This is a genomic window from Paenibacillus sp. Y412MC10 (assembly GCF_000024685.1).
Lineage (GTDB): Bacteria > Bacillota > Bacilli > Paenibacillales > Paenibacillaceae > Paenibacillus_AQ > Paenibacillus_AQ lautus_A.
On record NC_013406.1, the window covers coordinates 1,290,162 to 1,303,753 of the forward strand.

Sequence of the window (13,592 nt, forward strand, 5' to 3'; positions counted from 1 at the left end):
AGCTGGCGCGCACATTCCAACCGAGAATGTGCGCGTTTTTTTGCGTTTATTCCGTAAGGGAGCCTATTCGTAGACTCGTAACATAGTATAGTATAAAAAAATAGCAGGTTTACTAGTTGTAAGATTCAACGGGCGAAAAGCGGATGGAGTGAGGATGTAACGAATGGAGAAGATTGCAAAACATCGCATCATCGGTTTGGATCGGGAAATGATGAGTTTCACGGATTGGCTGGCGGATCCCCGGGCGCAGACATCCATTTTTTCAATATCTGGAATTGGCGGCATTGGCAAAACAACGCTGCTGCTGCAAATGGCCCGAATGGCAAGGCAGTCCTCCGTGCGTTCCCTTTGGCTGGACGGGCAAGGAGGCTTAACGACGTCGGGCGCTTTTTTGGCGAGTCTGGAGATGAGTCTTGCAACGGAATACGGCAGAACCAGGGCTCCGGAATCCGCGCTGCTGCCATACATCGTTAACGAGCTTCAGCTGCAGCGTACCGTGTTGTTCATAGACAATGGCGAGGAGATCGAAAAGCTGGAAGGGTGGCTGTTCTCCAGCTTTCTTCCTGAGTTGAAGTCCGCCCGCGTGTTGATCGTATGTGCCTCGCGCAATGGACTGCCGCTCAAGTGGCAGACGAATCCGGAATGGAAGTCCCAAATCCAAAGGTTCCCTTTGCGGCTGTTTACGCGAGAAGAGGTCTACGATTATTTAGAAGGCAGCGGCTTGTCTGCGGAATGGCAAAGGGCTATTGCCGAGAAGACGGAAGGCCATCCGTTGTCGCTTGCCTTGACCGTGGATATGCTGCTTTCCGAGTCTGTGGCGCAGTGGGATGTATGGCGAGAGGTTCCGGCTGTATTGAGCGCCGAATTTTTACGGGAAGCGGCTTCTCCTGGCGTGTACCGCGGGCTGACGGTTTTATCGCTTCTGCCTGCAGCCGACGAGAACATGCTGAACCGGATGTTGGATACACCCTTGGAAGGGACGGACTATTACCATCTGAGGGCACTTTCGTTCGTACGGAATACGGCGGATGGGATAACGCTGCACCAGGTCGTTGCTCGGATGTTACGGGATGACTTTGCGCGCAGAAACCCCGCACAATTCGAAGCGGTTCGCCATCAGGCGTTCGTTCTGCTGGCGGAACGATTCCATTCGGTCGATCAACGGATGCAGATGCGTCTGAGCGCCCACATCTTGGAGCTGTACCGCGAATTTTTGCCCTCGGCCCATGCATATGCCAATTTCTCGTCAAGCCTGAAACCAGGCGAACAGAAGCCGTTCCGGCAGGAGGATATGCCGTATTTGCAGCGTTTTTTGAAGGCGTCTATTCGGGGTTCCGACTGGCAGTCTGAACTGGTCGACTCTGCCGATTACCCGATTTTGCTGGAGGAGATTGCAGCTCATTTTCCTGAGGGAATCTTTATCGTGCGGGACGAAAAAGGGATGCCGCTGGCGTTTTGCGCAGGCGTATGGCTGCATGCCTTAAGTATGCCCTTGTTGGAACGATATGCGCCTGGGTGCAGGGGGATGCTGGGAGAGGAGGCTTCCTCGCTGCATCGGCTTCCTCCGGAGGCGGCCGATACGATATTTGTGCTGTTATCTGCGGTAAATGCCGAACAGTCCCTGTATCGTCCCGAAGAGCTGGGAGCTTTGCTGATGCAGCAATGGCTGGTTCGCATGACCGGTGGTCTGCGGGGGATTTTGGCGGCGGGGGATCCGCAGTTGAATTCCTTATTGTCGATCCTGGGATTCAAAGCGTGCGGGAAAGCGACGGGATATGCGGGCATCGAATTGACGACATGGGAGCTAGATTTTAGGCAAACGAGCTTTGATCAGTGGATTCAGCGGATCATCCGGCAAACGGAGACAGCAGCAGGACAACCGGCATATCAGCGGGAGGATGAGTATCCCCTGGCTATTGATAGAAGCGTAATGAAGCAAATGCTGGAACGGCTGTTCGACCCGGACAAGCTGGAGGAACTCCCTGTAATTCGGCGTTTGGGTTTAGACGGGATGCAGGTGAGGGACATCATTCAAGGGATTCTGGCCGACGGACGTCCGATGGAACCTTTGACGCTGTTGGAGAAGGAAATTCTCATCGCAAGTTATCTGCGCAAGGACCGGAACAAAAGCCAGCTCGCAGCATCCTTCCATATGAGCAGAGCCACCTTTTACCGCCATATGCGTTTGGCCGAAAAACATCTGGCTTTTGTGCTAAGCGATTTGATGAGGTCCGGATTCTGAGCACGCATATACTGGGGCTTCTGTACCATATGAGAGCATGAAGGCTTGGCTCCATCCAACTGGCATACTCCCATGCCTTCAATATGAAGGACTCTGGAACCTTTTCCATATCCTAGAAGATAGATACAATAAGGTCCAATGAAACGTTGGAGAGGATGCAAATGCCTAGAATACTTGTCCCGCCCGAGGTACTGATTCGGGTATCGGAGGAAGCAGCCAGGGCAGCGGAAGAACTGGAAACGACCAAGAATCGGCTGGACCAGCAGATTACGTATATGATGTCTTCGTGGGAAGGAACGACACGTTCGAGGTTTTTCGAAGATTTTCAGCGTGCTCATGGCGAAATGAATAAAACGATTGAGCATTTACGGATCATCGGCCAGGAATTGAAGGCCATTGCTTTCCGGTTCATCTCAGCGGATATGCGTGAAGATATCATGATTGCGGCATCGGCAGCGGGCGCTGCGAACGAGCCCAAAACGTTCTGGGACCATGCGGGGGACTTCTGGCAGGGGCTGCAGACCGGGGCGAAATCCGTGGCAAATTCGGTAAAGGATACGGCTACATCCTTGGTGGAAGACCCGCTTGGCACTGCCAAGGACATGGCCTATAATGCAACTATCGGGACGGCGGAAGAGATCATCGACACGGCGGTTTGGGGAGGCAAAATGATTTTTGATGCCGATACCCGGGAGAAATTTGCCTCAGACATCGAGGATTCGGGCGGCGCGTCCAATTATATGGGGCAGCAGGCTGCCATGATCCTGGCTGGCTTGGCCACCCGCCGGATCGGCGTGAAGACCCACCCGCACCTGAAGCATGATTCGGGTGGGGATGGGGGGAAGGTTGAGGGGACACCGAAGGCTCCTATTGTGGAAGAGCTATCAAGGGCTCAAAATAGAAACCTTGAAACTTTAGATAACATAGTTGATAAGCATCTTACTGAAATGGACTTTTCGGGAACCTTAAGAGATTTGCAAGGGAATCCTGTTCCCAAAAGAGACGGAGGGTATTGGAACCATCTTCAGGAAATGCAAGATTCTTATAAGGGTCTTAGTAAAATAAAACGCGGGCTTGAAGGGTCTTTACAAAACCCGAATTTATCAGACTCCACTAGAAAAACACTGCAAGATGCTTTAAACAAAGCAAACTTAAATCTGAGAAAAATTGAGGATTTATTTGAACCGTTTGGAGGATTGAAATAAATGAGTCAAACCATTAAAGAGATTTATTCATTGAATCAAAACAATCAGAATGCTGAACCTGAGTATGCATTGGATACATGGTATGCTAGACTAATTAATAAAACAGCGGACGAGATTGATTTGGAAGATGTATCGAGGATGTTAACTCAGAATGTATTTATTGACCTTGGCATAAAAAAAGCGATGGAAATCTTATCGGAGGATCCGATTGCTGGCGTATTTTATGATGGTCAATTGCTGGAGTTACTTAGTGCTGTCGATTTAGATGACTTTAAAGATTTGTCCCAGCTTAAACTTCTTCTACAGAAGATTAATAACAATCTTTCTAATTTAGATTGGAGTAGTGAAGAGGATCAGATAGAGTTCAATGAGTTGTTAACCAATTTTTTGAATAAGATTAATCTGTAATAAAACTTGAGAAATACGTGAAAGTTCAAAAAGCTTATTCCAACTTGACGATGAGTTAGGAATAAGCTTTTTTTTTGTAAGTTAGTAAAAATGATAACACATTCTTTATTTTAATCTGATCAATTTGGTAATCGTCGTGATAATCCCGAAATGGATGACAACACAGGCAACATTTTTACCAAGTGAAAATCCAAGACTGCTCCCTGTATCGTTCATTTTTTTGTTTTGGTAGACTTTCTTGAAGTTGAAAAAGATTGTAAGGTAACTAGATTGAAGCCCTGAAAAAAGGAGACAAGATACATATTTGGTTCTATTTTATCTCGGAAGTTGCCTCGAGTTATCAGGGGTAAAGGAAATAGTTGAGCGCTTATTTGAGAATGAACAGGTCTCCCCCAAAAAAGACGTGACATGGAAATGACCGCACGGCGATCCTTCCCATCACGTCTTTTTGCGTGGACTATCCTTTATTAGGCAGCTGATAGAGCTGTGCCTGGTCCTCGAAGAGTAACCGATGCAAAACATGAGAAGTTTTATGCTTGCTGTCGATGCCAATTAAGAACTGCGTTTGTGCCGATAAAAAGAGGAAAAAACATCATATATTCGAATATACTCTAGAAACCATAAGAAGAGAGGGATACGCTGATGAATATGCAGACGCTAGCAGAGAAAACGAGTGCCGGCGTGTTTAACGATATCCTACAACGTGACTTTTCGCAGGACATGATTTCGGAATTGGAACAGATGAACGCAGTCCAATTGGAAAACAAATTGAAAGACATATTAGCAGTACCAATAGATATATCCAAGGAGAGAGTATTCGAATATCTTCAACTGTATTATTCAGCATCCTGGCAGAATCTCTTCACGGAGCTGAATGTGCCCCGTGCTTTAAGTCTTTTGGAAGTCGGTGCAGGCGATGTCATTTACATTCCCAAGGCTGTAGACGCCTATTCCCATGAAGCGGGGTCCTACGTGACGGCCAATCTCAACAGGGAGCTGACACAACATTTTCGGGAGAAAACAAAAGGAATGGACGTCAGCATACGGGTGGTTGAGGACGATGCCGCCAATATCGGTTTATATTATCCGGAGTCCTCTTTTGACGTTGTCGCTTATCATCACGCTATTAACGATATCATCCAGACCATTATTGCTGAACGTGAGGGCATGGATACAGTAAATCAAGATTGGTGGACGATCGAACCTCTAATGCTGCAAGCTGTGATGGATTATCACCGCAAAGGTACGCTAAAAGATGCAGCGTATCAGGCGTTTATCCAAATCATGGACACAAGCTGTAAGCAGTTAAAAAGCGGAGGATACATGATATTCGATAACATTACCTATGCCGGATATGATGAAATGGGTTATTCCTCCGAATTTCACAACGACTATATACAACTGGCTAGAAGTTGGATCAGCGAAGCGAATCTAGGTCTGGAAGAGATCGAAGTCGATTCGTATGATAAACAATGGTGGATGATATGGAGAAAAGTATGAGCTCCTTATCGAAGTCATTGTCAGGAGGGATTTAGTAGTGAGTAAGCCGGTTATGCAGGTCGCTCTGGTCGTCGGACCGGATTGCGATATGGAGAGCCAAGCCGTAAGGGCGGCTCTGGAGTATTTCGGGGTGCGCGTCTTTACATACTGGATCGGGAGGCCGAATGATCTGATCTCCGTCTTGTCAGGCGATGATCTATATGAAGGCACCGATATGATGTTGTTGAACTTTCACGGGGATGAGGGCAGCATGATCATGCCGGAGCTTGGCGAAGAGGTATACGATGAGGATGAGCCGAGGGACGGCTTCGGGCCAAGCGAGATTATGCGATATGCGAGGCTGGACGGGAAGACGGTCATCGCGAACGGCTGCTCGCTGGGGGATCCAGCCCTGGCCGACGCTTTCCTGGATCGGGGCTGCAGGATGTATATCGGGCCGGATGACTATCCGGACGGCAACGATGCGCTGATGTTCGTTCTCCGGCTGTTCTATGAGATCGTTCAGCAAGGACGGGACGTGAGGGAAGCCTTTGCGCAAGCGGTGGCGATGAGTAGTGAGCTATCCATGTACCGGCTGTATGAACGACAGGAATCATAGATAAAGATTCTACACCCCTGCTCATGCCTAGCAGGGGTGTGTGTGCAAATATAAGTACGATAGAGTACCTCTAGTAACTAGATTCCCCGTTCTATCCATTCTTCTCCTCGAAATATTCCTGATACTGGCTCGGCGTGACGTGGGCGTACTTCTTGAAGATGCTGATAAAATACTTGTAATCACTGAATCCGATATCCTGCGCGATGGTATAGACCTTGTTGTCGCCTGACTTCAGTAACTCGATCGATTTCTGGATACGGTAACGGTTAAGAAATTCATTGAAGGTATAGCTTGTCTCTGCCTTGAATTTCTGGTTCAGGTAATAGGCGCTTAAGCCGAGCTCTTCCACGAGGTCATGAATGCTGATCTTCTTGGCATAGTTCTCCTGAACATAGGCGATCATTTTGGACACGTATTTCGAGGTTTTGGTTTCCTTCTCCAGAAATTTGCTGTTCAAAATCTCTTCTTTTTCCTGCGGATGATTCGAAATTACTTCATATTTGCGGATTAAATCCACTTTGGCTTTGGCTGATTCGAGTGCCGCTACCAGCTGATCATCCTCTAAGGGCTTCACCAGGAATTCGGTGACGCCTAGCTGAAGTGCCTGCTGCGCCAGGTGGAATTCATTATAACCGGAGATAATGATGCTGCTGAAGGTATGCTGGCGCAGTCCTTCCCGAATCATCGAGATGCCGTCCATGATCGGCATGGTGATGTCGGTTATGACGATATCCGGCTTCAGCTCGCAGATCTTCTCGTAGCCGTCCTGTCCGTTCAGTCCTTCTTCAATGACGATGCAATCGTATTGAACCCAATCGATGCTGAACCGGATGCCGCGGCGGATCATATCCTCATCTTCGACCAGCAGTACTTTAAACATGATATTCACTCCATTCGTAAGGAATCGTAAGGACGACACAGGTGCCTTTTCCTTGGTTGCTGTCAATATGGATGCCGGACGCTTCGCCATATAGAAGCACTAAACGGCGATGAACGTTGTACAGCCCGATATGCTGCGTCGTGTTTGTCTGGCTTTGCAAGATCCGATTCACTTCCTGCAGTCTCTCTTTACTCATGCCTTGCCCGTTGTCGCGAACCTCGAGAATGAGCTTGCCGGCGGAGGTGTGGATGTTAATCTCGATCAGCACATCACTTTGATTCTCATACCCATATTTGATAGCGTTTTCGATAATCGGCTGCAGCAGAAGCTTGGGGACGTATACATCCAGCGTTTCCTCGGCTACGGTAATCCGATAGTCCAGCCGGTCATTGAACCGGATTTGCTGCAGCTTCAGGTAATCCTGGACATAATTCATGTCATTCTTCAACTGGACGCTGCGGTCATGTCCGATGCTGTAACGAAGCAAACGGGATAGAATCAGCACGATCTCCTGGGCTTGATTCGCGTCAATCTTAATGGCATAGCGCAGCGTTTCGAGCACATTAAAAATAAAATGCGGATGGAACTGCGATTGCAGCTGCTTCACCTCGATAATCGTGCGGAGCTCCGACAGCTCTTTATTTTTCTCGATCAATTCCTTCAGCCGATCCAGCATCACGTTGTACTCATTGCCGAGTATTTGAAACTCGTCATTCGTCTGAATGTCGACATAGCCGTTGAAGTTCCCTTCGCGCAGCTGGGCCAAAGCGTGTATGAGTTTATCGATCGATTCGGAATTGCGCGCCGACATTTTGTTCGCCAGGAACTGGATCAAGACCCAGAGCAGCAGGCTGGCCGCAAGGACAAAGAAAGAAACCGTATAATAGGTGTACTGCTCCGATTTGTAGGAATTCAGCGTAATGACTTGAATCGGCGTGCCAGGAATTCGTTTGGAATATTTGTAGTACTTGCCCCCGTTCAGCAGAACATGTCCCTTGTTATCGACCTTGGGGTTGAATTTGTTGAGCACGCCTTTGGTCACATTGCTTGTCGTGGCAATAATGGTGTTGTGTTCATCGGTGATCAGGGCGATTTCATTATTTTGCTCGAAAATCACCTTCTGGATGTCCGATTCGTACAGCTGATAGATGATATAGCCTATCGTCTGCTGGTCCTTCACGATGGCTTTGCCGAACGTGTAGCTCGTATCGCGGTCATGCGAATAGCGGAAGCTGTTCATTTCGGTTAGCGTGTCGCCGGGCCGCTGTTCAATCCGGTGAATGAGGTTGCCGAAGGCAAAATTGGAATACAGCGCATCCGCAGGGGCGGAACTGGCCAGAAAGACGCCATCCGTATTGACGATGTGAAAAATACTCTTGATCTTCTGCCGGTTGTTGAAATCATAGAACTCGGAATATACTTGTTCGCTGCCCAGATGGGAGCTTACATAGTTGATCACGGTGGGAGATTCGGCCATCCGCTGAATCTCCTCCTCATACTGCCGATATACGCCGGATATGGACTGGCTGATGGACTGGGCGGCTTCGGTCGTTTTTTGGGTTAAGTTCAAACGGCCGTTCATAATCGTGAACGCCAAGAACAATACGATTAAGATGGAGAAGGGGATCATCGCATAGACGCGAAACAAATGACGGGTGGATTCCTTGAAATTACGATAAGGTGTTGGTTTCATGCTGCCCTCCATCTGCGATAAGAACCTCGATCCTATTATACCGACTCGCGGTTAACCGCAGATAATCCAAATACAACCAAGCGGCCCTTCATGCTGCAGGCGCCGGCTTGGATGTAGGTCTACGATATGATGACATTACATTTACATGGAAACTTCCTTTTGTCCGGATAGCTTCAGGAAGACGAGCAGCGACACGACCGTAATGACGGTAAGAATCGTGGAGAGTGCTGCCGCCACGCCGTAGTTTCCGCGAATGACCTCGGTATAGATGGCGACCGTGACGGTCTTGGTTTTGCCTGTATACAGAATGATCGAAGTGCTTAATTCGGTAATGATGGTAATCCAGCTCAGGATCGCGCCGGAGACGACGCCTGCCAGCATCATCGGAAGCGTAATCCTGAAGAACGTCTTCATCTGGGAAGCGCCCAGGCTGATCGCCGCTTCTTCGATCCCGTCGTTAATCTGATGCAGGATGGCTGCGCTGGATCGTATCGTATAGGGCAGGCGCCGGATGACAAACGAAATGATCATAATGACGGCCGTCCCGCTTAACGCCAGCGGTTTATTGTTGAACGTGATCAATAGGGCGATCCCCAGTATGGAGCCGGGAACGATATACGGGAACATGGTGAAGATATCCAGCGTATTCGTCAATGCATTCTTTCTTCGAACGGTTACGTAAGCAATCAGTATCGCTAACAGAATGATGACGACCAGCGACACGATAGCCAGGAAGAACGTGTTCAGAATGACGCCGCCAATATTACTGAAGGCATCACGGTAGCTTTGGAGCGAGAACCCTTCCACGAAAATTCTGCCGTTGGATTTCAGGAACGAAGTATAGATGACATAGAGCTGCGGCAGCAGCGCGATTAACGTATACAGATAGATAACCGCATGAGCCGCGATATTGCCGATGCCCTTCTTCTTCTTGGCTTCGATCGGATGCAGTGCGCTCATCGTAAAGGATTTGCGATTGGCTACGAATTTTTGCAGCAGGAATATCGTGGTGGCGAACAGAACGACAATGACGCTAATCGCCGCCGCAAAGCCGTCATCGCCGCCGACCTCACTGATGAACTCGTTAAAGATCAGCACGGGCACGGTCTTATATCCCTCGCCGATCAGCATCGGCGTACCAAAATCGGCAAGCGCGCGCATGAAGACGAGCAGTCCGCCTGCCAGCAAGGTAGGCGTAATGAGCGGAAGGAGCACTTTGCGCATTTTGGCTAAGCCTGTATAGCCCATGCTCTCGGCAGCTTCCATCAGCGATTGGTCCATATTCTTAAGTGCGCCTGATACATACATGAAAATCAGAGGGACCATCTGCAAGGTCAAGACGACTAAGATCCCCGTAAATCCATAGATATCCGGCATCGTGATGCCGAATGTGCTGCTGACGAATTTCGTAATGACGCCGCTTCTTCCGAGCAGCAGGATCCAGGAGTAAGCGCCAATGAACGGAGCCGACATCGACGAGATCAGAATCAGTACGCGAATGGCCGAGCTGCCCTTTATCTTCACCGTCGCCATGATGTAGGCTAGTGGCGTTGCAATAATGGCCGCAAGCAAGGTTACGCTGACGGTCACCTTAACGCTGTTGAACAGGGCATTCAAATAGTAGGGCTTACTGAAAAACTTCGTGAAATAGGCAAGGGAAAAATCGCCTGTCGTGCCATTGTACACACTCTTGAACAGCATCGTAAACAATGGCAGGGCCAGAAACAGAATATAGAACACAAAGATCAGTAACGAAATGTTGGTCCAGACATCAAATCGTTTGCGAGTCTCTCTCATAGCCGGGCGCCCCTTGTATAGTTCAGTTCGCCGGATGCATCATAGACATTAATTTTATCTTTTTTCACCTTGAGATAGATGTCTTGACCCGGCTCGAGGATCTGTGACGTTTTCGATTCCTGCGTGATCTCCACGCGTTGACCGGATGCCAAATCCACAAAATAATGGGTGTTCTGCCCCAAAAATACGCTGTGTACGATCGTTGCTTTCATGCCGGTCTGGTCCTCGGTCAGTATGAACTCTTCCGGCCGAACCGAGATTTGAACGTTTAGCGTATCAGCCTTGGCATCTAACTTCGGCACCTCGATGTTCGTCATCTCTTCCGAATAGCCGGAGCCGAATTGCAGGGCATAGCTGCCTCCGGATTTCGTTATATTGCCATCAAGAATGTTGGTCCGACCGATAAAGGTTGCAACGAATACGTTTGCAGGACGCTGGTAAATCTCCTGCGGCGTTCCCAGATGCTGAATCACCCCGGATTTCATGACCGCGATGCGGTCGGAAACCGCCATGGCTTCCTCCTGATCATGCGTGACGTAGACGGTGGTAATTCCGACTTCCCGCTGAATGTCTTTAATCGCGTTACGCATGTCGACCCGAAGCTTGGCATCGAGATTGGACAGAGGCTCATCCATCAGCAGGACGTCCGGCCGGATGACGATGGCTCTGGCTAGCGCAACGCGCTGCTGCTGGCCGCCGGACAGGTTCTTCGGCATGCGGTCTTTATAGGGCTCGATCTGAACGACCTTAAGGATGTCATCGACCTTGGCGTTAATCTCTGCCTTCGATAATTTCCGATTCTCCAGCCCGAACGCGATGTTTCCTTTGACGGTTAGGTGAGGGAAGATCGCATAGCTCTGAAAAACCATCCCGATATTCCGCTTGCCCGGTTCCACCTGGTTAATGACGCGCTCGTTAAAATGTATGGTTCCGCCTTCAATGCTGTTGAAGCCGGCAATCATGCGCAGCAGTGTCGTCTTGCCGCACCCGGAGGGCCCGAGAAGGGTGAAAAATTCACCCTTCTTGATCTCCAGGGACAGCTCGGGAATGACGGTTGTGTCGCCGTATTTTTTGATTAAGTCTTGAATGGTTATGGTTACGCTCATGGTTGTCACCTGATTCTATAGTTTATTTAACGCTAGTGAACAAATCGACATAACGCTCAACGATCTCGGATTTATGCGCGCTGACATAGTCCGTGTCTTCATCGATCATGTGGATCTCTTCATAAGGCTTCATGTGGTCGCCAAGCTTGGTATCCTGGCGAAGCGGGCGGTTCGTTAATTGCGTGCCGAACGCATCCTGCGCTTCTTGGGACAGGATGAAGTCGATGAATTTCTTGGCGTTGTCCATATGCGGCGCATCTTTGATGATGGCGGATCCCGCATCCAGGAATACGGCGCCTTCTTTCGGATACACGATTTCTACCGGTGCGCCGTTCTTTACATAGGTGCTGGAAGGGTCTTCGTAAGTAAGGCCGACTACGTATTCTCCGTCCGCCACGCTTTTGTGAACGGCGCCGGAACCGCTGGCGATTTTGCCGTCCAGGTTCTCGATCAGTTGACCGACGTAATTCCAGCCCTGCTCACTCTCATAATCGCCGCCCATGGCTTTCAGCATGTTCGTTAACTGTGCGAAAGCGGAGCTGGAGCTTGCCGGGTCGGCGGAAGCAATTTTCCCTTTAAGCTGCGGGTTCAGCAAATCCGCATAACCTTCGATTTTGATATCGCCGATCAGGTTTTTGTTCACGAGCAGCACGCTGCCATCCGAGATATAAGGGGTAGCGAAGCCCGACGTATTGCGGTGTCCTTCCATTAAATTCTTGTCTTCAGGCGATACGTAAGGCTCGTATAAAGCTTCGTTTTCGCGGAAGCCGGCCATGGAACCGCCGAACATCACGTCAGCGTATGGGTTCTGCTTCTCGGACTGTAAGCGCTTAATAATTTCTCCGGTGCCAGCCGTTACAAGCTCAACCGTGATCCCGGTCTGCTTCTCGAACATCGGAATGATGGTTTTGATGATCTCCTCGCTGTTTGGACTGTAGATCACGAGCTTATTCGACGAACCCGAATCGGACTCGCTGCTTGCACAACCGCTCAGCGCCCCTATAATGAGCACGCAGGTTAACAGTAAAATCGACAGCTTTTTCATGAATAATCCCCCTTGAGCAAATGTTCGTTTCGTAATTGCATGTTCATTGTAGCAAGCTTGGTACCGTTTACATAATCCCATAATCCGCAAACATCGTCTAAAATTCGCAACCTATTTTCGATTAGAAAGGAATCCGAACCGGCATATTCTAAAGAATTCTTTTAGATCCGTTAGGGCAAGATATGGTTTGGAACAACGTCCGGCAAGATGGAGATGTTCCTGTCACAAATTTCGAAGGAGTGAGATGGATGGCTAATAAAAACGATCGTAATCATAAGGCTGATGCTGACCGCGACACGACCAACATGGGCGTTGACGCTGGAGAAGCTATCGGAACCGCGGGCGGCGGCGTCGTAGGTGCTGCTGTAGGTTCCATACTGGGTCCGATCGGCACGATTGCCGGTGGTATCGCAGGCGCAGCATTGGGTAACAAAGCTGGCGAGGCTGCAGAAAATGACGACAACGATTCAAAATAAACGGCGTTAAACTACCATCTGCACGAGTAAAAATAAGGGGGCCTGGTGAATCCGGTGTGCCCTTAATTATTTGTAGCTGTATGGTTGGGCAAAGAACCGCGCTCCTGCGCGGTTCTTTCATTTTACATATAAGTTCTATGCAGCAGTAAACTTCATTTCCCTTCGCTTGACATACCACTACGTGATGTAGTAGGTTATAGTTACTACATCGTGTAGTAATTAGTTCGTTATGGACGCATAACGACGTAAAGAGGTGTTCACCGTGAACCAGGTTCAAAAATTATCGGATACTGAAATGGAGCTTATGGAGGTGATTTGGGAGTGTACGCCGCCTGTCACATCCACCGAATTGCTCGCACTGTTCGCCCAGAGAGGAAGAGAATGGAAGGCACAGACCATGTCCACCTTCCTGTCGCGTTTGGTGGACAAAGGGGCACTTACGGCTGCGAGGGATGGACGGACCAATAAATATACGCCGCGCATTTCGCCTGAAGATTATAAGCTGATGGAAGCGCAGCACGTCTTGGACGGATTATATCAAGGCTCGGTTAAAAACCTAATTTCGGCTTTGTATGACGGCGAAAAGCTTTCAGATGAAGATATTGCAGAGCTGAAGCAATGGTTCTCGCAAAAGTAGGGGGT

Annotated in this window: 12 protein-coding genes; 7 read left to right on the top strand and 5 right to left on the bottom strand. The window is 49.1% G+C overall.

Annotation, left to right across the window (positions count from 1 at the left end):
- Positions 1–163 precede the first annotated feature (163 nt).
- The 5 genes from GYMC10_RS05430 (at position 164) to GYMC10_RS05455 (ending at position 5,953) form a co-directional block, all read left to right on the top strand.
- A complete protein-coding gene (locus tag GYMC10_RS05430; RefSeq protein ID WP_012819226.1) occupies positions 164–2,242 on the top strand; it encodes an ATP-binding protein in 2,079 nt (692 codons plus the stop codon).
- Positions 2,243–2,403: 161 nt separating this feature from the next.
- The gene (locus GYMC10_RS31780; RefSeq protein ID WP_012819227.1) at positions 2,404–3,447 is read left to right on the top strand and encodes a WXG100 family type VII secretion target; all 1,044 of its coding nucleotides are present in this window, start codon (positions 2,404–2,406) and stop codon (positions 3,445–3,447) included.
- A complete protein-coding gene (locus tag GYMC10_RS05445) occupies positions 3,448–3,855 on the top strand; it encodes a contact-dependent growth inhibition system immunity protein (RefSeq protein ID WP_012819228.1) in 408 nt (135 codons plus the stop codon).
- Positions 3,856–4,497: 642 nt separating this feature from the next.
- Positions 4,498–5,355, top strand: a complete 858-nt coding sequence (locus tag GYMC10_RS05450) for a methyltransferase domain-containing protein (protein ID WP_012819229.1) — start codon at positions 4,498–4,500, stop codon at positions 5,353–5,355.
- Between the two features lie 37 nt (positions 5,356–5,392).
- Positions 5,393–5,953: a hypothetical protein gene (locus GYMC10_RS05455; RefSeq protein ID WP_012819230.1), complete on the top strand. Its 561-nt coding sequence runs from the start codon at positions 5,393–5,395 to the stop codon at positions 5,951–5,953.
- A gap of 91 nt (positions 5,954–6,044) precedes the next feature.
- Here the strand turns inward: GYMC10_RS05455 and GYMC10_RS05460 are convergent, their stop codons facing one another.
- The 5 genes from GYMC10_RS05460 to GYMC10_RS05480 all read right to left on the bottom strand — a co-directional run bounded on the left by GYMC10_RS05460 (position 6,045) and on the right by GYMC10_RS05480 (position 12,474).
- Positions 6,045–6,833: a response regulator gene (locus GYMC10_RS05460; RefSeq protein WP_012819231.1), complete on the bottom strand. Its 789-nt coding sequence runs from the start codon at positions 6,831–6,833 to the stop codon at positions 6,045–6,047.
- The gene (locus tag GYMC10_RS05465; RefSeq protein WP_012819232.1) at positions 6,826–8,526 is read right to left on the bottom strand and encodes a sensor histidine kinase; all 1,701 of its coding nucleotides are present in this window, start codon (positions 8,524–8,526) and stop codon (positions 6,826–6,828) included. The genes GYMC10_RS05460 and GYMC10_RS05465 overlap by 8 nt, the downstream gene beginning before the upstream one ends.
- A gap of 141 nt (positions 8,527–8,667) precedes the next feature.
- On the bottom strand, positions 8,668–10,323 hold the full coding sequence (locus tag GYMC10_RS05470) for an ABC transporter permease (RefSeq protein ID WP_009592251.1): 1,656 nt from the start codon (positions 10,321–10,323) through the stop codon (positions 8,668–8,670).
- Entirely contained in the window at positions 10,320–11,429 is a 1,110-nt protein-coding gene (locus GYMC10_RS05475) for an ABC transporter ATP-binding protein (RefSeq protein WP_012819233.1), read from the bottom strand. The genes GYMC10_RS05470 and GYMC10_RS05475 overlap by 4 nt, the downstream gene beginning before the upstream one ends.
- 22 nt (positions 11,430–11,451) lie before the next feature.
- Complete coding sequence (locus GYMC10_RS05480) at positions 11,452–12,474, bottom strand: ABC transporter substrate-binding protein (RefSeq protein WP_012819234.1); 1,023 nt, start codon at positions 12,472–12,474, stop codon at positions 11,452–11,454.
- A 248-nt stretch (positions 12,475–12,722) separates the two neighbouring features.
- Here GYMC10_RS05480 and GYMC10_RS05485 point away from each other — a divergent pair, with 248 nt between their 5' ends.
- Together GYMC10_RS05485 and GYMC10_RS05490 are read left to right on the top strand one after the other, a co-directional pair.
- The gene (locus GYMC10_RS05485) at positions 12,723–12,950 is read left to right on the top strand and encodes a glycine zipper domain-containing protein (RefSeq protein WP_012819235.1); all 228 of its coding nucleotides are present in this window, start codon (positions 12,723–12,725) and stop codon (positions 12,948–12,950) included.
- Positions 12,951–13,212: 262 nt separating this feature from the next.
- A complete protein-coding gene (locus GYMC10_RS05490; RefSeq protein WP_012819236.1) occupies positions 13,213–13,587 on the top strand; it encodes a BlaI/MecI/CopY family transcriptional regulator in 375 nt (124 codons plus the stop codon).
- The last annotated feature ends 5 nt before the right edge of the window (positions 13,588–13,592 follow it).